Annotated in this window: 20 protein-coding genes; 4 read left to right on the top strand and 16 right to left on the bottom strand. The window is 66.8% G+C overall.

All coding sequences use genetic code 11. The features are described from left to right. Positions 1-4: 4 nt before the first annotated feature. Positions 5-796 carry a PhaM family polyhydroxyalkanoate granule multifunctional regulatory protein gene (locus ABFG95_RS16055; RefSeq protein WP_049070647.1) on the bottom strand — a complete coding sequence of 264 codons (792 nt, stop codon included), beginning with the start codon at positions 794-796 and terminating at the stop codon, positions 5-7. A gap of 43 nt (positions 797-839) precedes the next feature. Next, the gene (locus ABFG95_RS16050; protein ID WP_348994763.1) at positions 840-1,505 is read right to left on the bottom strand and encodes a glycine zipper 2TM domain-containing protein; all 666 of its coding nucleotides are present in this window, start codon (positions 1,503-1,505) and stop codon (positions 840-842) included. A 131-nt stretch (positions 1,506-1,636) separates the two neighbouring features. Here ABFG95_RS16050 and ABFG95_RS16045 point away from each other — a divergent pair, with 131 nt between their 5' ends. Next, positions 1,637-1,858, top strand: coding sequence for a DUF3717 domain-containing protein (locus tag ABFG95_RS16045; protein ID WP_054418430.1), 222 nt, complete (start codon positions 1,637-1,639; stop codon positions 1,856-1,858). A gap of 33 nt (positions 1,859-1,891) precedes the next feature. On the opposite strand, the gene ABFG95_RS16040 is transcribed toward ABFG95_RS16045, so the two are convergent. The 5 genes from ABFG95_RS16040 to ABFG95_RS16020 are packed head-to-tail and all read right to left on the bottom strand — an operon-like array spanning position 1,892 to position 5,935. Beyond that, a complete protein-coding gene (locus tag ABFG95_RS16040; protein ID WP_238908760.1) occupies positions 1,892-2,497 on the bottom strand; it encodes an SCO family protein in 606 nt (201 codons plus the stop codon). A gap of 17 nt (positions 2,498-2,514) precedes the next feature. Next, entirely contained in the window at positions 2,515-3,405 is an 891-nt protein-coding gene (gene cyoE / locus ABFG95_RS16035; RefSeq protein ID WP_278991900.1) for a heme o synthase, read from the bottom strand. A 13-nt stretch (positions 3,406-3,418) separates the two neighbouring features. After that, entirely contained in the window at positions 3,419-4,453 is a 1,035-nt protein-coding gene (locus ABFG95_RS16030; protein ID WP_049070642.1) for a COX15/CtaA family protein, read from the bottom strand. Between the two features lie 21 nt (positions 4,454-4,474). Then, positions 4,475-5,089 carry a membrane protein gene (locus ABFG95_RS16025; RefSeq protein WP_049070640.1) on the bottom strand — a complete coding sequence of 205 codons (615 nt, stop codon included), beginning with the start codon at positions 5,087-5,089 and terminating at the stop codon, positions 4,475-4,477. A gap of 48 nt (positions 5,090-5,137) precedes the next feature. Next, positions 5,138-5,935, bottom strand: a complete 798-nt coding sequence (locus ABFG95_RS16020) for an SURF1 family protein (protein ID WP_348994762.1) — start codon at positions 5,933-5,935, stop codon at positions 5,138-5,140. A 36-nt stretch (positions 5,936-5,971) separates the two neighbouring features. Here ABFG95_RS16020 and ABFG95_RS16015 point away from each other — a divergent pair, with 36 nt between their 5' ends. Next, positions 5,972-6,172 carry a twin transmembrane helix small protein gene (locus tag ABFG95_RS16015; protein ID WP_006392373.1) on the top strand — a complete coding sequence of 67 codons (201 nt, stop codon included), beginning with the start codon at positions 5,972-5,974 and terminating at the stop codon, positions 6,170-6,172. A 153-nt stretch (positions 6,173-6,325) separates the two neighbouring features. On the opposite strand, the gene ABFG95_RS16010 is transcribed toward ABFG95_RS16015, so the two are convergent. The 5 genes from ABFG95_RS16010 to coxB form a co-directional block, all read right to left on the bottom strand. Beyond that, complete coding sequence (locus tag ABFG95_RS16010) at positions 6,326-7,201, bottom strand: cytochrome c oxidase subunit 3 (protein WP_024067442.1); 876 nt, start codon at positions 7,199-7,201, stop codon at positions 6,326-6,328. A 38-nt stretch (positions 7,202-7,239) separates the two neighbouring features. Then, positions 7,240-7,464 carry a DUF2970 domain-containing protein gene (locus ABFG95_RS16005; protein ID WP_006392371.1) on the bottom strand — a complete coding sequence of 75 codons (225 nt, stop codon included), beginning with the start codon at positions 7,462-7,464 and terminating at the stop codon, positions 7,240-7,242. Positions 7,465-7,470: 6 nt separating this feature from the next. After that, positions 7,471-7,599: a cytochrome oxidase small assembly protein gene (locus ABFG95_RS16000; protein WP_006392370.1), complete on the bottom strand. Its 129-nt coding sequence runs from the start codon at positions 7,597-7,599 to the stop codon at positions 7,471-7,473. Between the two features lie 35 nt (positions 7,600-7,634). Continuing rightward, positions 7,635-9,242, bottom strand: coding sequence for a cytochrome c oxidase subunit I (gene ctaD / locus ABFG95_RS15995; RefSeq protein WP_049070636.1), 1,608 nt, complete (start codon positions 9,240-9,242; stop codon positions 7,635-7,637). A gap of 98 nt (positions 9,243-9,340) precedes the next feature. Continuing rightward, positions 9,341-10,498, bottom strand: coding sequence for a cytochrome c oxidase subunit II (coxB, locus tag ABFG95_RS15990; RefSeq protein ID WP_049070634.1), 1,158 nt, complete (start codon positions 10,496-10,498; stop codon positions 9,341-9,343). Positions 10,499-10,792: 294 nt separating this feature from the next. Here coxB and ABFG95_RS15985 point away from each other — a divergent pair, with 294 nt between their 5' ends. Further along, positions 10,793-11,599 (top strand): DUF4743 domain-containing protein, encoded by an 807-nt coding sequence (locus ABFG95_RS15985; RefSeq protein ID WP_278990335.1) that lies wholly within the window; start codon positions 10,793-10,795, stop codon positions 11,597-11,599. A 19-nt stretch (positions 11,600-11,618) separates the two neighbouring features. On the opposite strand, the gene ABFG95_RS15980 is transcribed toward ABFG95_RS15985, so the two are convergent. Beyond that, positions 11,619-14,429, bottom strand: a complete 2,811-nt coding sequence (locus tag ABFG95_RS15980; RefSeq protein WP_348994761.1) for a cation:proton antiporter — start codon at positions 14,427-14,429, stop codon at positions 11,619-11,621. Between the two features lie 189 nt (positions 14,430-14,618). Here ABFG95_RS15980 and ABFG95_RS15975 point away from each other — a divergent pair, with 189 nt between their 5' ends. Next, on the top strand, positions 14,619-15,458 hold the full coding sequence (locus ABFG95_RS15975) for a phosphodiesterase (protein WP_312477983.1): 840 nt from the start codon (positions 14,619-14,621) through the stop codon (positions 15,456-15,458). Positions 15,459-15,785: 327 nt separating this feature from the next. On the opposite strand, the gene rpoH is transcribed toward ABFG95_RS15975, so the two are convergent. The 3 genes from rpoH to fghA all read right to left on the bottom strand — a co-directional run bounded on the left by rpoH (position 15,786) and on the right by fghA (position 18,500). After that, positions 15,786-16,670: an RNA polymerase sigma factor RpoH gene (rpoH, locus tag ABFG95_RS15970; RefSeq protein ID WP_006388088.1), complete on the bottom strand. Its 885-nt coding sequence runs from the start codon at positions 16,668-16,670 to the stop codon at positions 15,786-15,788. 196 nt (positions 16,671-16,866) lie between these two features. Further along, positions 16,867-17,556, bottom strand: coding sequence for a hypothetical protein (locus ABFG95_RS15965; protein ID WP_054418416.1), 690 nt, complete (start codon positions 17,554-17,556; stop codon positions 16,867-16,869). Between the two features lie 80 nt (positions 17,557-17,636). After that, on the bottom strand, positions 17,637-18,500 hold the full coding sequence (fghA, locus tag ABFG95_RS15960; RefSeq protein ID WP_054418414.1) for an S-formylglutathione hydrolase: 864 nt from the start codon (positions 18,498-18,500) through the stop codon (positions 17,637-17,639). Between the last annotated feature and the right edge of the window lie 93 nt (positions 18,501-18,593).

Below are 18,593 nucleotides of genomic sequence, written 5' to 3'. Positions count from 1 at the left end.
AATATCAGGGCTTGCCGTCAGCAGGCCCGCTGTTCTTGGCGGCCGCCTTGGCGGCCGGTTTGCGCGCGGCCTTGCGGGCGGGCTTGGCGACCGTCTTGGCGGCCTTGGCCGCCGGGGCGGCCGCGGCCTGCGGCCCGCCCGGCTTGGCCTTGGGTTTGTCGGCCGCGGGGGCAGGCTGGCTGCCCGGCATCGATGCGGCCGTGGCCGCCGCGATCTGGTTGAACTGCTGTTGCAGCAGGTCCCACCAGGCCTTGGAGGCCGACTGCGCCGCCGCGCCCATCTGCTCGCTCATGCCGGGCTGGGCACGGGCATCGCCGCCTTCGGCCTCGGACGCCTTGGCCTCGGCCTGCGCCGCGCCCGCCGAATCTTGCGACGCGCCTTTCGGCGCGCTCTTGGCGGCCGGGGCCGGCTTCAGGCCCAGCACCACTTCCAGCGGCGACGCCGCGCCGCTGTCGCGCACCGCGCCCAGGTCCAGGTTGGCGGCCGAATCGACAAACGCGCGCAGCGTGCTGATGGTGGAGCGCTGCACTTCCATGCCCTGGATCGTGCTGGACAGCATCGACAGGTTCATGCGCAGCCAGTTCTCCACCGAACGCAGCTCGGCGATACGGCGATCCAGGTCTTCCAGGTTCATGGGCGGCGCCATCGGCAGGCTGCTCGCCAGCCCGCCCGGCCCGGTCAGGCCTGCCCAGGCCTGGCGCATCATTTCCATGCTGGCCAGCAGCGGGTTGCCCGACAGGTCGGAATTCTGGCCCATGCCGGGCAGGACGAACGGGTTGGTGTGTTGATCGCTCATTCCTGTCTTCCCATAGATCCCAAAACGCTGCCGGCCGGCACGGTCATCCCGGCAGCAGCTGATTATTCTCCACGCGCACGTGGTCGCCGGACGCAAAGGCGAACGGCTGCGCGCTGCGGAACTGGCGCGTGCTGCCGTCGTTCATGCGTACCGTGAGCTCGTAGTGCGTCACCGTTTGTTGCTGCCTGATATTACGCTCAACTTCACGGCCTGCCAAAGCGCCGCCCACCGCGCCCAGCACGGTCAGCGCCGTCTTGCCGTTGCCGCCGCCAAACTGGTTGCCGACCACGCCCCCGGCGACGCCGCCGGCGATAGTGCCGACCAGGTGGTCGCTATTGTCCTTGACCGGCACCTGGCGAATGGTTTCCACCACGCCGCAAGTGCGGCAGGCCTGCGCGGCCGGCGCCGGCGCGGGCGCTGGCCGGCCCTGCGCCTGGGCGGGAGCCTGGGCCTGGGCCGCCGGCGGTCGCGCGGCCGGCGCCTGCGGCTGGCCGGGGGCTCCGGGCTGGGCCGGGGCCAGGTTGGCGCCCTCGGGACCGGCCTGGACCAGCGCCGGATCCTCGGGGTGCGGCGTGGCTGACGGCGTCGGCAGCCAGCCCATCACGGCGGCCACGCCGACCGAGCACATGACGATCACGGCAATGGCGGCGGCCGCGAACAGGGGATGCAGGCCACGGCGGGGAGATTCGGTAGGGGCGGGATAATTCATGACGATGCTCCATCGTTACTAACCGGCAGTGGTATAGCACCCGGATGCGGTTTCGGCATGTTGCGATGGTGACGCTTCATTGCTGCACGCGTGCGGTTGGACAGGCCGCGCCATTCGTGGAAAATAGGACCATGAATGTCATCACCATGCCTCAGATCGAAGCGGCCATCAACTATTGGCGCAATCTCTCGCCCTCGACCGGCGACGAATCCCGCCTGTGCCCCGAGGCGGCCGCGCTGGCGGCGCCCTATGCCTTGATGATCATGTCGCACCGCCGCGAAATCCCGGCCGGGGAACTCGGCGACAAGGCGCGCGCCGCGCTGGCGGGCTGGGTCGCCGCCGGCGGCGCCTGAAAACCGCGCCGGGCGCGGCCCCTGGCCGCTGGTTCAGCCCTTGAGCAGGACCTGGATGTCGTGCACCAGGGCATCGACCCCGATGTTGTTGTTGGCCAGCACCCGCGATTCACCCTTGCCGTCCAGCAGGTAGAAGGCCGCGGTGTGGTCCATGGTGTAGTTGCCGTCCTTGGTCGGCGCCTTGGCGTAATAGGCCTTGAACGAGGCCGCCGCCTTCTTCACCTGGTCCGGCGTGCCGGTCAAACCCAGAAAACGCGGGTCGAACGCGGTTACGTATTGCTTGAGCACTTCCGGCGTGTCACGCTCGGGATCCACCGTGATCAGCAGCACCTGGACGCGGTCGGCGTCCGGGCCCAGCTTCTTCATCACTTCGGTCAGTTCGGCCAGCGACGTCGGGCAGACGTCCGGGCATTGCGTGAAACCGAAGAACACCACCACCGCCTTGCCGGCGAAGTCCTGCAACGTACGCGTCTTGCCGTTGTAGTCGGACAGCTCCAGGCCGCGGCCCAGCTGGGTGCCGCTGATGTCGCTGCCCTTGAATTGGGGCGCATTGTCGCCGCAGGCGGCCAGGGCGGCGGTGAACGCGGCGGCCGTGGCCAGGCGCAGGGCCAGGCGCCGGCTGGCGGAAAATACGGACATCGACTCTCTCCAGGGGGTCAGATCAGCGCGACCCAGTGGTCCACCAGCAGGGCGCCGAACAGCAGCGCCAGGTAGAGAATGGAAAAACGGAACATGCTGCGCGCCAGCTCGTCGCTGTAGTTGCGGTACAGCCGCCAGGCGTACGACACGAACATGCCGCCCAGCACCAGCGCCGACGCCAGGTACAGCGCGCCGCTCATGCGGATCGCGGTGGGCAGCAGCGTGGTGGCGACCAGCGCGATGCTGTAGAGCAGGATCTGCAGGCGGGTGAACTGCTGGCCATGCGTCACCGGCAGCATCGGCAGGCCGGCCTTGACGTAGTCATGGTTGCGATACAGGGCCAGCGCCCAGAAATGCGGCGGCGTCCAGATGAAGATGATCAGCACCAGCAGCCAGGCCTCGGCCGGCACGGAATCGGCCACCGCCGCCCAGCCCAGCGCCGGCGGCATGGCGCCCGACAGGCCGCCGATGACGATGTTCTGCGGCGTGCGCGGCTTCAGGATGACGGTGTAGATGACCGCGTAACCGACGAAGGTGGCGAAGGTCAGCCACATGGTCAGCGGGTTGACCAGCGTGTACAGCACGAACATGCCGGCGCCGCCCAGCAGGCCCGACAGGCTCAGCACCTGGAAGGCGGAAATGGTGCCGCGCGCGGTGGCGCGCCGCGCCGTGCGCAGCATGCGGGCGTCGACTTCCTGCTCGATCAGGCAGTTGATGGCGAAGGCGGCCGCGGCCAGCAGCCAGATGCCAAGGGTGCCGAACAGCACGCGACGCATGTCCGGCACGCCCGGCACGGCCAGGAACATGCCGATCACCGCGCAGAACACCGCCAATTGGGTGACGCGCGGCTTGGTGAGAACGAAATACTGGCGGAGCAATCCGGATTGGGGAGCGGCAAGACTGGTCATCATGCACCCTATTTTAAACGCGCACCGAATTGGGGCCGTAGCCCCCGGCCGGCGCCCCGCCCGCGGTGGACAGGCGCACCATCAGGACCACCGCGGCCAGCGTCAGGCCGGCGGCCCCGCCATTGTGCAACACCGCGATCAACAAAGGCCACTGGAAGAAGATCGTCGTCAGGCCGGTCAGCAACTGGGCGCCCAGCAGCGCCAGCATGAGCGTGGCCGGTCCCCGCAGGCCGCGGTCGGCCCGCAGGCGCCAGGCCAGCACGCCCAGGTAGGCAAACACGACGAAGGCGAAATTGCGGTGCACCCAGTGGATCGCCGTCAGCGCCGGCTGCGAAATCATTTCCCCGGACGGCAGTTCGCCCAGCCCGCGGATGATGGAATAGCCGCCATGGAAGTCCATGTCCGGCACCCACTTGCCGTGGCACATGGGGAAATCCATGCAGGCCAGCGCCGCGTAGTTGGTGCTGACCCAGCCGCCCAGCGTCACCTGGATCAGCAGCAGCACGAAGCCGCCGATCACCCAGGGCTTGAAGCGCCGCGCCGCGGCGGCCACCGCATGGTGCGGGCGTTCGCGCGCCGACAGCCAGGTCATCAGCGCCAGCACCGACAGGCCGAACACCAGGTGCGCCGTGACCACGGCGGGCATCAGCTTGTGGGTCACGGTCCAGGCGCCGAACGCGCCCTGCACGCACACGGCCACCAGCGTCGTCACCGCCAGGGCCGGCGAGCGGCCCAGTTCGCGGCGGTAGCGCCAGGCCATGTAGACGATGCCGATGATCAGCATGCCCAGGATCGAGCCGACGTAGCGGTGGATCATCTCGATCCAGGCCTTGGACAAGGTCACCGGCCCGAACGGCATGGCCTGCGAGGCCTCGTGGATATCGCCCATCGCCCCCAGCGGCGTGACGCTGCCGTAGCAGCCGGGCCAGTCCGGGCAGCCCAGGCCCGAGTCCGTCAGGCGCACGAAGGCGCCGAACATGATCAGGTCCAGCGTCAGGAACCAGGTGAAGAAGACGAGTTTGCGATACCGCGCTTTGATGCGTTCCATGGAAATCAACGAAATACCGATTCAACCGATGCGCGAGTTATAGACCAGCTTGCTGATGTCCTTGCGCACCTTCACGCCGTCGGCGTCGGCGGGATACTGCATCATCAGGTTGCCCAGGGGATCGATCACCCAGATCGGCTGCGCCAGGCCGGGCTGGCCGGCCGCGGCGTCGCGCGCCAGCAGGAAGCGCGCCAGCTGGTCCGGATCGGCGCGCAGCATGATCGTGCCCTGGTAGGCCTCCAACACCTTGTCCGGCACCGGGCCGTCGTCGGTGATAAACCAGACGCGCGCCAGGCGATCGACGTTCTTGCCCTGGCTGGCGTGGGTATTGCGGGTGATGTAGAGCTTGCGGGCGCAGCTTTCCGGGCAGGCCGCGCCGTCGGCCGCGACCAGCAGCCACTTGCCCTTCAGGCTCTGCAGGTCGAACGGCTTGCCGTCCAGCGTGGTCAGCTTGAGCGCCTCGGGCGCGGGGACGGGCCGCTGCGGTTCGACCAGCCGGCCGTAGTTGCTGGCGTCGGCCGGCCACCATTGCGGGTTCATATAGACCACGAAGGCCGCCACGATCGGCGCCAGCGTGCACAGGAACACCAGCACCATCGGCGTCAGCGAGCGCCGGGCGGGTTGGGAAGCAGTCATGTCGCGAGCCACGTTGATTCGAAATCCTGTTGTCGGGAAGGCCGCCGTTCAGGCCGCCGGGTCGTTGGCCGCGCGTTGGCGCATGCGCTTGATGGCGCCCCCCAGCACCACCAGCCACGCAATCGCGGCGAACAAGGCAAAAGAGAACCACTCTACCGCGTAGATCGTGTTCTGCTGGAAATTCACCGACGGCTGCGGCCAGTCGTGCACCAGCCCGTCGTCCTCGCCCAGGCCAAACTGGCTCACCACCGTGGGCAGCAGGGTCAGTCCGGTGGCCTTTGCGTAGGCCTCCAGCGGCAGGTTCTGCACCTGCGGCACGACGCCGCCGGGCGCCGGCAGCGTGGCAGGCAGGCTGGAGGCGTCCTGGCCGCCCAGCGACCACAGCTCGAACATGCGCGGCACGCGCGGCGACAGCTCGCCCTTGATGGTCTGTACGCCTTCAGGCGCGGCGGGCAGCACCGGAGCGCCCTGGCCCTGGATCACCCGCGGCAGCCAGCCGCGCAGCACCAGCACCGCCGTGCGCTTTTCCGCATCCAGCAGCAGCGGCGTGGCCAGCCAGTAGCCCGGCTTGCCATCGTGGTTGCGGTTGTCCAGCAGTACACTGAATTCAGGCAGCCAGGTGCCGCTGGCCTGCGCCACGCGCCACGGCTTCAGGTCGGCCGGCGCGGTTGACGGCGCCAGCACCAGCGGCGCTTGCTTGCGGCCGGCCTCGATAGCCGCCAGAATGTCGCGTCGCTCGTCGGCCCGCCGCAGTTGCCATTGGCCCAGCGAGGCCAGGATCACCACGGCGATCCCCAGCAGGAGCAAAGCGGCTACCGTGTAGCGGGTTGAATGCGGTCGGGCCATCTGTATTGAATCAATCGATTTTGTCCGGAGACCATCATGCGCGTTTTCGTCGTACTGGCCTTCATCGGTATCCTGGCCAGTCTGGCATCCGCCCTGGTCTACCTGATGCGGGACAAAGGCAGCACCAACCGCACGGTCAACGCGCTGACGGTGCGCATCGGCCTGTCGGTGGCCCTGTTTCTGTTCGTGCTGTTCGCCCACCACATGGGCTGGATCGAAAGCACCGGGCTTAGATAGCCCCGCTGGCCGCCGGTTCCCGGCGCGCGTCCAGCCGCCTATTGGAACACGGACCGCCGTCGAGCGAAGGGCGAGGCCCGCGGCGCCGGTTTCCCGGCGGCCCGCCAGCCTCGCCCCGTCCAGCCGCCGGCCCGGCAGCGCCGGGCTCGCGCCTCAGAACCAGTAGACGAACAGGTACAGGCCCAGCCACACCACGTCCACGAAGTGCCAGTACCAGGCGGCGCCTTCGAAGCCGAAGTGGTGATCGGGCCGGAAATGGCCGCGCATCAGGCGGATCAGGATGACCGTCAGCATCGTGGCGCCCAGGATCACGTGAAAGCCGTGGAAGCCGGTCAGCATATAGAACAGCGAACCGTAGGCGCCCGAATTGAACTTCAGGTTCAGCTCGGTGTACGCATGGTGGTATTCGGCGGCCTGGCAGGCCACGAAGATGAAACCCAGGATGACCGTGGCGGCCAGCCAGAACATGGTCTTGCCGCGATGGTTCTCGCGCAGCGCGTGGTGGGCGATGGTCAGCGTCACGCCCGAGCTCAGCAGCAGCGCGGTGTTGATCGTCGGCAGCCAGAAGGGGCCCACGGTCTGGAAGTGCTCGACCACGCCGGCCGGGCCGAAGTTGGGCCACACCGCCTGGAAATCGGGCCACAGCATCAGGCGGTGGTCCATGTCGCCCAGCCACGGCGTGGTGATGGTGCGCACGTACCACAGGGCGCCGAAGAACGCCGCGAAGAACATCACTTCCGAGAAGATGAACCAGCTCATGCCCCAACGGTACGACCCGTCGATGCGCTTGCTGTTCATGCCGGCCTCGGATTCCTGGATGGCGTCGCCGAACCAGTAGTACAGCACCACGATCAGCGCGATGAAGCCGGCCAGCACCGACCACTTGGCCCAGCTCACGCCGTTGATCCAGCCGGCGGCGCCCAGGCCCATGAGCAGCAGCGCCACCGCCGTGCGCACGGGATGCCCCGAATCGGCGGGCACGTAGTAATAGGGTGCCTCTTTACCTTGAACCGAGTGGCTTGCACTCATGGCTTTCTCCCTGGTACTGATTTATAGAATTAAGTGATTCAAGTCAGGCTGGAAACCGCCCAACGCACAATTAACACCAGCACGGTCACGAAGATCGCCGCCGCCAACAGTCCCGCCACGATCACGTGCACGGGATTGAGCCTGGCGCTGTCCTCGCGGTAGCCCGCGCCCTTGCGGACGCCGAAAAACCCCCACGCCACCGCCTTCATCGTCTGAAGAAAACTCAGCTTGCGCTGGGCGGATTCACGCAGGTCGTCGCTCATGGTTCGCTAGCCGCCGATGGCCTTGCCCGTCAACAACGCCGAACCGCGGAACACGGTCCAGGCGAACACGGCAATGACGAATACCAGCAGAATCAGTCCTGCGATCTTGTTGCGTCGGCGCTGCTCGGGGGTCATTGCCATGCTGCCTGTTGCGGGGTTGGAATCGGCGCTCACTTGACTTCGGGCGGCGTTTCGAAAGTGTGGAACGGGGCGGGCGACGGCACCGTCCATTCCAGGCCTTCGGCGCCTTCCCACGGCTTGGCGGTGGCCTTCTCGCCCTTGCCCATGTAGCAGCGCAGCACCGCCCACAGGAAGATCAGCTGCGACAGGCCGAACCAGAAGGCGCCAATGGTGGCGATCTGGTGGAACGTCGTGAACTGCGCGGCGTAGTCGGCATAGCGGCGCGGCATGCCGGCCAGGCCCAGGAAGTGCATCGGGAAGAAGGTCACGTTGAACGAGATCAGCGTCGACCAGAAATGCAGCTTGCCCAGCTTTTCGCTGTACATGCGGCCGGTCCACTTGGGCAGCCAGTAGTAGGTGCCGGCGAACAGCGCGAACAGCGAGCCGGCCACCAGCACGTAGTGGAAGTGGGCCACCACGTAATACGTGTCGTGAACCTGGATGTCGATCGGCGCCACCGACAGGATCAGGCCGGTGAAGCCGCCCATGGTGAACACGAAGATGAAGCCGATCGAGAACAGCATCGGCGTCTCGAACGTCATCGAGCCGCGCCACATGGTGGCGACCCAGTTGAACACCTTCACCCCGGTCGGGATGGAGATGAGCATGGTGGCGTACATGAAATACAGCTGGCCGGTCACCGGCATGCCCGTCGTGAACATGTGGTGGGCCCAGACGATGAACGACAGCACGGCGATCGAGGCGGTGGCATACACCATCGAGGCGTAGCCGAACAGCTTCTTGCGGGCGAACGCGGGCACGATGGCCGACACGATACCGAACGCCGGCAGGATCATGATGTAGACCTCGGGGTGCCCGAAGAACCAGAACACGTGCTGGTACAGCACCGGGTCGCCGCCGGCGGCGGCGTTGAAGAAGCCGGTGCCGAAGTGGCGGTCGGTCAGCACCATGGTGATGGCGGCGGCCAGCACCGGCATCACGGCAAGCAGCAGGAACGCGGTGATCAGCCAGGTCCAGCAGAACAGCGGCATCTTCATCAGCGTCATGCCCGGCGCGCGCATGTTCAGCACGGTCACGATGATGTTGATGGCGCCCATGATCGAGGACGCGCCCATGATGTGCATGGCGAAGATGGCCAGGTCCATGCCCGGACCCATCTGCAGCGACAGCGGCGCGTACAGCGTCCAGCCGGCGGCGGTGGCGCCGCCCGGCACGAAGAACGAGGCCGTCAGCATGATCGCGGCTACCGGCAGCAGCCAGAAGCTGAAGTTGTTCATGCGGGCGAAGGCCATGTCGGACGCGCCGATCTGCATCGGGATCATCCAGTTCGCGAAGCCCACGAACGCCGGCATGATGGCGCCGAACACCATGATCAGGCCGTGCATGGTGGTGAACTGGTTGAACAGTTCGGGGCGGAAGAACTGCAGGCCCGGCTCGAACAGCTCGGTACGCAGCAGCAGCGCCAGCGTGCCGCCTTCGAGCAGCATGACGAACGAGAAGATGAGATACATCGTCCCGATGTCTTTGTGGTTGGTGGCGAAAAGCCAGCGGCGCCAGCCGGTGGGGGTGGCGTGGTGGTGGTCATCGTGACCGTGGCCGTGGCCCGGCGACACGTGGTCTACAGTGACGCTGCTCATGATGGACTCCTTCCTGCTGAGTGCCGGCTCCGTTCCACGGAACCGGCAGGGTATCTCTGACTAAACGGAACCAGCTCTGCGTTGGGAAGCGGGCGCGATCAACGCGCGGCCGCCACGTCCTTCGGCATCACTGTCGGGTCCTGCCCCTTGCCGGCGTTGCTCCAGGCATGGCGCGTATAGCTGATGACCGCGGCGATCTCGACATCATTGAGCTGGGGACCGAACGCCGCCATGGCGGTTCCGGGCTTGCCCTTCAGCACGGTGTTGATCTGGGCGGCTTTCGGGCCCAGCACAACCTTGTCTCCATCGAGGGCGGGGAAGCTGCCCGGGATGCCCTTGCCGTTGGCCTGGTGACAGGCCACGCAATTGGCGGCGAAGACCTTCTCGCCACGGGCAACCAGTTCGGCTTCCGTCCACTCTTTATTGGGATCGTCGGCGTTTGCCGCCATCTTCTTCTTTTGGTCCTCAACCCACTTATCGTAGTCCGCTTGCGCCAGGACTTCCACGACGATGGGCATGAAGGCGTGGTCCTTGCCGCACAGTTCGGCGCACTGGCCACGGTAGATACCGGGCTTTTCGGCGCGGAACCAGGCGTCGCGCAGGAAACCGGGGATCGCGTCCTGCTTGACGCCGAAGTCCGGGATCATCCAGGAGTGGATGACGTCGGCGGCGGTCAGGACGACGCGCACCTTCTTGTCCACGGGCACCACCATGTGGTTGTCCGTTTCCATCAGGTAGAACTGGCCCTTGGGCTCGCGGCCTTCGATCTGGGCGCGCGGCGTGGACAGGGTGGCGAGGAACTTGACGCCAGCGGCGGGGCCGTCGAGGTATTCGTAGCCCCACTTCCACTGGTAGCCGGTGACCTTGATGGTCAGGTCGGCGCTGGAAGTGTCTTTCATGGCGACGACCGTCTTGGTGGCCGGCAGCGCCATGGCGATGACGATGATGAAGGGGATGACCGTCCAGGCCACTTCCACGCCGAGGTGTTCGTGGAAGGTCGCGGCCTTGTGTCCGCGGGATTTCCGGTGCGCCCAGATGGAGTAGAACATCACTCCGAAGACGCCCACGAAAATCACAATACAGATCGTGAGCAGTAGCCAGTGCAACCACATGACATCACGCGTGATCTGCGTAACGCCTTCATGCAGGTTCAGCTGATTGACCTTCGGGCCGCCGGGCATGTCTTGCACCTGGGCAATGGCCGCGCTGCCAATCAGCAGCGCACAAGCGCCCAGTATCCCTCTCCACTTCTTCATGCTTACCTCGAAACACGGCGCGAGGGCCCTTGTCGCCTGTTGGCACGGATGTCACTGCAACAGGACTACGCGCAATTATTAGATGGCAGGGTTAGGCAGGGGGAGATAGAGCGGCCCCCGCGTTCCCACTCGAAATCACAAAGAAACTGGCGGATTATAGCGGACGCGCAAATGGATGTAAGTTTGTGCTCTTGAATTCATACCGCCCGCCCCCATCTGCGCGCGTTCGTTCACGACCCAGGGTAAACAGGGGTGGCATAAAATCGCGGACAGTCTTATTAACACCGCCTCACGATGCCCAAACAGTTGTCCGATCTGTATGCCGCCCTGAGCGCACGGGCCCAGGAGCCCGCCCCGGTTGGCGCGCACGCGCTCTATATAGCGGGGCGCCGCTGCGGCTGGGCCACGCATGCCGCCTGCGATGCCTTGCAGGGCGCCGCCCATATCGAGTCCGATGCCGACGCCTTGCACATCGGCGCGAGGCTGTCGCCCGGCGCGGCCCTGGACGCGGCGCTCGAACAGGTCGCGCAACTGTTGCGCCAAGCCAACTGCCTGCGCGGCTGGCGCGATGAACTGCTGGACGTGCTGGATGGCGATGCCGCGCTGGGCGTCATCGAGCGCGCCGCGGTGCGGCCGCTGGGCCTGCTGACCAAGGCCGTGCACCTGAACGCCTGGACCCCGGACGGCCGCATCTGGATCGCCCGGCGCGCGCTCAGCAAGTCCACCGACCCCGGCATGTGGGACACCCTGGTGGGCGGACTGGCCGGCAGCGGTGAATCCCTGGAAACCGCCCTGGTGCGCGAATGCGGGGAGGAAGCCGGCCTGGACGCGCCGGACCTGACGCAGCGCACGCCGCTGCGCACCATCCTGCGCATCCATCGCCGGCTGCCCGAGGGCTACCAGGTCGAGGACGTGCTCACCAGCACCTGTGTGCTGGCGGCCGACGCCCGGCCGGCGAACCGCGATGGCGAAGTCATGGAAATCGACGCGGCCGACGTCGACACGGTCGTGCGCCGCGTGGCCGAAGGCGAATTCACGCTGGAAGCGGCGCTGGTGATCCTCGAAGACATCATGCGGCGCCGCGCGGCCGGCGAAATCTGAACCGGCGCGCCGCCCGCCGTCAGGCGCTGGCGCCCCCCGGCGCCGCGTCCGATTCACGCGTTTCAACCTGGCGCGTCTCGACCTGCCGCGGCGTGGCCGACGGCGTTTCGGCCGGCTGCGTCTCGACCTGCCGCGGCGTGGCGACATGGGTCTCGACCTGCTGCGGCACGGCCGGCCGTGCCTCGGACGCGCGGGGCGCGCCCGGTTCGGCCGCCCGCAGCGCCTGCACCGCCCGCGTATCCAGCTCGCTGTCGGCGCCCGCGGCCTCGGCCGCTTCCGCCGCCTGCGCCGGCGAGGGCACCGGCGCCTGGACGGGCGCCTGCGCCTGCGCCGCATTGGCCTGCGAGAACTGCTTCCACACCTCGATGGCGCGCAGGCGCTGCTTGGCCACCACCTGGATGCGCTCGCGCAGATGTTCGTCGCGCGCCAGCAGGGCATGGAAATCGCGCGATGACAGCATCAGCAGCTTGCTGTAGCCCAGCGAGGTCACCTCGGGCGCGATCTGCTGTTCGCCCAACAGCCCGAGTTCGCCGAAGAACTCGCCGCTGCCCAGCTCGATCATGGTGTTGTCCGGCAGGTGCACCGCCACCGCGCCCGACGCCACGAAACACATCTCTTCGCCATGCCGGCCCTTGGTCAGCACGCGCTGGTCGGGCAACGACAGGCGCGGTTTGAGCAGTTTGCTGATGGCGCGCAGCGAATCGGCCGACAACCCCTCGAACAGCGGCACGCGCTTGATCAGGTCGGCCGCGCTCATCTCGATGTCCAGCGGCGGATGCGTGTCGATGTGCGCCCAGCGGCTCTTCAACTGCGCCATCAGGTCGGCGTAGACCTCGCCGCTGATCAGGAACTGTTCCAGCATGTCGCGGTAGCGGATCCGCTCCAGCTCGCGCGCCACCCGGCCCAGATAGCTTTCCTGCAACCACTGCGCGTACGACGGATATTGCAGGTTCAGCGCCTGCATGGCGTTCTCGATCAGGTCCAGGCGGCGCTGGTGCAGCGCCACGATGCGCTGTGTGGCGGTCTCGCCCAGCAGCGGCGTAATCTGTTCGCGCGCGAACACGATCAGGCGCTGCGCCACCGACCGCTTGCTCATCAGGTTGGCGAAACGCTGGCCCAGTTCGCGCGCCAGCCAGCCCTGGAAACCGAACAGGTAGTGCACCCGCAGGGCCAGCCGGAAGCCGGTGGAATAGCGCACGTCGGCGACGATGGCGCGCTCGAAGCCCGGCACCCCGCCCATGCGGATCGCGTCCTCCAGCCGTTCGGCCCGCGCCAGCAGCGTTTCCGCCATGCGCCAGTCGACGATCTGCGCCTTGAGGATGTCGAAGAACATTTCCTCCTCGCGCTGCGCCACGATCGCCAGCCCGACGGCCACGCGCTGCTCGTCGCTCATCTGGCTGACCTGGCCGTCGTGCACGCTGGTCAGGCTGGCGTCGAACACCGCGCGGATGCGGTCGCGCACCTCGCTGCCGATGTGCTCGGTCTTGGCCACTTCCTCGGTCTTGCCCTGCAGGTCCTCCAGCGCCACCGCCAGCGCCTGGTTGCGGATGGTGCGCTCGACCGGCGACAGCTGGTTCAGCCCCAGCATGCGGATCAGCGGGCGCAGGCTGATGCCATTGACGAACAGCGTCAGCAGCACGAAGCCGGTGGTGGCCACCGCGATGAACTGGCGCGCCTCTTCGGCCACGCCGGTCTGCTCGGTCACGGCCAGCGCCAGCGCCAGCGACACCGCGCCGCGCAGGCCCCCCCATAGCATCACCACCTTGTAGGGATTGCTGACCTTGGTGCCCAACTTGGTCAGCCCCAGCAACGGCAGCAGCCCGAACACCACGATGGCCCGCGCCACCAGCGTCGCCACGAACACCACCGCCACCAGCACCAGTTCCTGCCAGTCGGCCGCCGCCATCAGCTTGGGGATCAGCATGGCCGCGAACAGGAAGATGAGGGAGTTGGCCCAGAAGCCGAATTGTTCCCAGGCGCTCGACAGGTACTCGAAGGTGGTGGGCGACATGCGGGTGCGGCCGGTCGACCCCACCACCAGGCCGGCGATCACCGTGGCGACCACGCCCGACACGTTCAGGTAGTGCTCGGAGATGAAGAAGGACAGATAGGCCAGCGTCAGCGTCAGCGTGATCTCGGCCGTGGGAAAGCCGCGCAGCCAGGCGAACAGGAAACAGGCCAGGCGCCCCATGGCGAAACCGGCGATGCCGCCGCCGATGAAGTGCACGATGAAATCATTGAAGATGCCGCTGGCCGTCAACTCGCCATGGCCGCCCAGCACCGCCAGCAGCACCGAGTACAAGGCGATGGACGCGGCGTCGTTGAACAGGCTTTCGCCTTCCACCAGCGTGGTCAGGCGCTTGGGCGCGCCCACCTCGCGGAAGATGCCCACCACCGCCACCGGATCGGTGGTCGCCACGATGGCGCCCAGCAGCAGGCAGACCACCAGGCCATAGGGCGAGATCGCGTTCAGCGTCACGCCCACCACCACGGTGCACACCACCACGGCCACGATCGCCATCATCAGGATCGGGCCGATGTCGTCCATCAGGCGCCGCACGTTCATGGACAGCGCGGTCTCGAACAGCAGCACCGGCAGGAACACCATCAGGAAGGTCTCGGAGGAAATCTCGAATCGTTCCAGCGAGTCGAGGAAATCGCCGATCCAGCTCGGCGCCCAGCCATGGACGTGCACGATGATGCCCAGCAGGCAGCCGACGATCGCCAGCAGCACCGAGTACGGCAGCTTGAGGCGACCAGCCAGCGGCGGCATGAAGCACACCAGGGTCAACAGCCCGGCCAGGCCGAATACGAGAAAACCTACATCCATGGATAGCGCCGCGTCCCGATCATGAAGCTTGTGAGAAGTTCGACAAGAATAGCGGGTTTTCCGGTCGATTCCGGCGAACAGATTGTTCGGACGCACGTTTCGTTACCCCGATCGGGCCACGCGATACGCGCCGCGACGCGATTTTTCGGTAAGGTAGGGGGCCGTGCAGAAACTTCGCAGGAGCCGCACTTGGCACGCGTCCACACCCTGGCCCGGCGCAACGATGCCCCGGCCATGCTTGTCCAATTGACCGATTGCCATCTGTTCGGCGAGCCCGACACCGTGATGCTGGGCGTCAATACCGACGCCAGCCTGCGTGCCGTGCTGCGCCAGATCGAAGCCGACGGCAAGCACCCCGACCTGCTCCTGGCCACCGGAGACCTGTCCCAGGATGGGGAACCCGCCGCCTACCGACGCCTGGCCGCGCTGCTGGAGGCCGCGCCCGCGCTGGAGCGCGCCCGCATCCGCTGCCTGCCCGGCAACCACGACCTGCCGTCCGCGATGCGCCAGGAACTGCCCGAATGGTCGACGCCGGTGAGCGACGTCGGCGCCTGGCGCGTGATCTCGCTGGACACCACGGTGCCCGGCTCGAACGCCGGCCACCTGCCCGACAGCGAACTGGACATGCTGGAGGCTGCCCTGGCCGAAGCCCCGGGACGCCATACGCTGCTGGCCATGCACCACAACCCGATGCAGATCGACAGCCACTGGCACGACTCGATGATGATCGACAACCCGCAGGCGCTGTTCAAGCGGTTGACCCGCTGGCCGCAGGTGCGGGTACTGCTGTGGGGCCATGTGCACCACGAATTCGATCGCCGCCGCCACAACTTGCGCCTGCTGGCCACGCCGTCCACCTGCTTCCAGTTCAGCATCCGCGACGGCAAGCATGTGGTCGACAACCTCGCGCCCGGCTACCGCTGGATCAAGCTCTACCAGGACGGCTCCATGGCGACCGGCGTGCGACGCGTGCAGGACGCGCTGTGGCAGGCGGCGCAGGCCGGGCCGGACAGTGCGCAGGCGGCCTGAACCGGCCGCGCGCGTTGCGCGCGCGCAATAAAAAACGGGGCACCATATGCGTGGTGCCCCGCAAGCATCCGTCTCATAGGGGAGGGGAAAGAGGAGAAGCCGAGACGGATGACAAGACTGCTAACCGAAGTTCGCGGTCTACGTGAAGTTAGGCGGCCCGAACTTCATTAAGTTTCTGAAATTGCGCGTTAATTCGAGGCGAATTTGTATCAATTTATTGGCGCGCCAGGATAACCCCGCCTCGACGTCCAATCCGGCCGCCATGCGGCCGTCGCAAGAAAAAGGGCCGCGAATTCGCGGCCCTGTGCATGCTTGCGGCGGGGAGATTCAGGCGGCCAGGTTGCCACGCATCTTCTTCAACGCGGCGGCCTCGATCTGGCGGATGCGTTCGGCCGACACGCCGAATTCCTGCGCCAGTTCGTGCAGCGTGGCGCCACCGTCGTCCTGCAACCAACGGGCCTCGACGATGCGGCGCGAACGCGGGTCGAGCGCTTCCAGCGCGCTCGACAGACCCGAGCTCTGCAACTGGTCGCGGGCGGCGCGCTCCAGCACGCGGGTCGGTTCCTGGCGGCCTTCGTCGGACAGGTAGGCGATGGGCGCGTAGCTGTCGTCATCGTCGTCCTGGTTCTCGAGCGACATGTCGCGGCCGGACAGACGCACTTCCATTTCGCTGACGTCTTCGCGGCGCACGTTGAGTTCGCGCGCGATGTGGTCCACCTGTTCCGGATCCAGCGTCTGGCCGTCCGGGCGCATGCTGCGCAGGTTGAAGAACAGCTTGCGCTGCGCCTTGGTGGTGGCCACCTTGACCAGGCGCCAGTTGCGGATGATGTATTCGTGGATCTCGGCCTTGATCCAGTGCACGGCGAACGACACCAGGCGCACGCCGCGCTCGGGGTCGAACCGCTTGACGGCCTTCATCAGGCCGACGTTGCCTTCCTGGATCAGGTCGGCGTGGGGCAATCCATAGCCCAGGTACTGGCGCGCCACCGACACCACCAGGCGCAGGTGCGACAGCACCAGTTCGCGCGCGGCGCCCAGGTCTTCGCTGTCGCGCAGGCGGCGACCGAGTTCGGTTTCACGTTCGGCCGACAGGACCGGCAGGCGGTTCACGGCCGAGATGTAGGCGTCGATGGTGCCGAGCGCGCCCGGATTGGCGATGGCCAACGCCAGGGCGTTGCCGGACGTGGCCAACGAGGTACTGGGTTGCTTCATTGCGGCGGTCTCCGGAAGGCGAAGGGGTAAAGACATGGATTCGATGTTAGCACTCTAGTAAAGGGAGTGCTAATTCGACTATTGCGGCGCGTCAAAGTTTCCTCCACGCAATGCGACCCCATTTTAATTTCCGACTTGTTCCCAGGGCTATGCCGCCTTCGCCGGGCGGGTCCGCCACGGAGCTGGACGCCGCTGGCTACCACCCCAGGCGCTTCAATCCCGCCGCGGTGGCTTCGCCGTCCGGGCGCACGAACAGCGCGCCGCGGGGATCCATGAACACCTGGTACTTGGCGCCGTCGAACAGCGGCATGTAGGCCGCGCTGCCGAATTGGACATCGACGAAGGGGAACCAGTTCGGGAAACTCTGCTTGAGCGAGCCCAGGTCAGGCGCCGGCCAGTCATCCAGGGCATGGACCGAGCGCGTGGCCGTGGCTTCGCGCGCGGCGTCGCTATAGCGGCCGGACAGGCGTTCCAGGCGGTACAGCGGCGGCGCGCCGGCCATCAGGGCGGGCAGGCGCCAGCGCACCACGCGAGCGTCGATCTGCCATTGGTCTCCGTACAGCACATATTGCTTGGCGCCGACCCCGGGCGCGGTGGCGTTGACCTGGTATTGGCCCTCGGCCTGCTGGCGCACCTCGATACGGGCCACGGGCTCGTCGGTGGTCAAGCGGAAGAATTGCACCAGCGACAGGGCCAGCAGCCCCGACACGCCGCCCAGCAGCAACAGCATCAGGCCGAACAGGCGCCGCACCGGGCGGAACTGGAAGGTCCGCCGGCCGCGCTCGTCGCGCGGGCCGCCCCGGCCCAGCAGCATCGCCAGGCCCGGCAGGAACACGATCACCGCGGCCAGCAGGATCCAGACGAAGGGAGCGATTCCGTTGATCAAATCAGGCGATCCTATGCAGGGAACGCCGTGGCCGGGCACCGGGCCTGCCACGACAGGCCGCCCAGTATAGAAGCGGGGCGTCAGGCGGCCGGTTTTCCAAGCCGTTCGACGTGAAACCGGATGTGATCCTCGATAAACGTCGAGATGAAGTAATAGCCATGGTCGTAACCATCCTGGCGGCGCAGTTCCAGCGGCTGGCCGGCGGTGGCGCAGGCGGCCTCGAATACCTCGGGATACAACTGCTCGGCCAGGAACTGGTCGGCCGTGCCCTGGTCGACCAGGATGCCTGCCGGAAACGGCTGGCGCAGGCCGCGCATCAGCGCCGAGGCGTCGTAGGCGGCCCAATCGTCGGGGTTGTCGCCCAGGTAGGCGCCGAACGCCTTCTTGCCCCAAGGGCACAGGCTGGGCGCCGCGATCGGGGCAAAGGCCGAGACCGAGCGGTACTTGCCCGGGTTGCGCAGCGCCAGCACCAGCGCGCCGTGGCCGCCCATCGAATGCCCGAAGATGCCGACCCGGTCGGCGTCGCCGGGCAGGGCGCTGGTAACGAGGGCGTGCAGCTCGCGCGTCACGTAGCTGTCCATGCGGTAATGGGCGCGCCACGGGCCGGTGGTGGCGTCCAGGTAGAAACCGGCGCCGGTGCCCAGGTCCCAGCTTTCATCTTCGCCGGGCACGTTGGCCCCCCGCGGGCTGGTGTCGGGCGCCACCAGCATCACCCCCAGCTCGGCGGCCAGGCGCTGGGCACCCGCCTTGATCATGAAGGTTTCCTCGGTGCAGGTCAGGCCGGCCAGGTAGAACAGCACCGGCACCTTGCCCTGTTCGGCCTGCGGCGGCACGAACACGGAAAATCGCATCGGCAGGCCGATCTCGGCCGACTCGTGGCGGTAATAGCGCTGCGAGCCCCCGAAACAGCGATGCTGGGAAATGAGTTCCAGGGCGGCGGGCATGGCGGGGGTCTCCGGGTCTGAAAGTGAAGAAAATTCGGGCGGGATTAGGGTATATCCACGTTACGACGATCCGTCGCCGAATGTTAACCTGCC

The sequence above is a fragment of the Achromobacter sp. HNDS-1 genome (assembly GCF_040084795.1).
GTDB classification, from domain to species: domain Bacteria; phylum Pseudomonadota; class Gammaproteobacteria; order Burkholderiales; family Burkholderiaceae_B; genus Achromobacter; species Achromobacter ruhlandii.
The sequence above is the reverse complement of the archived record's forward strand: the minus strand, read 5'-3'. Positions and strand labels throughout refer to the sequence as shown.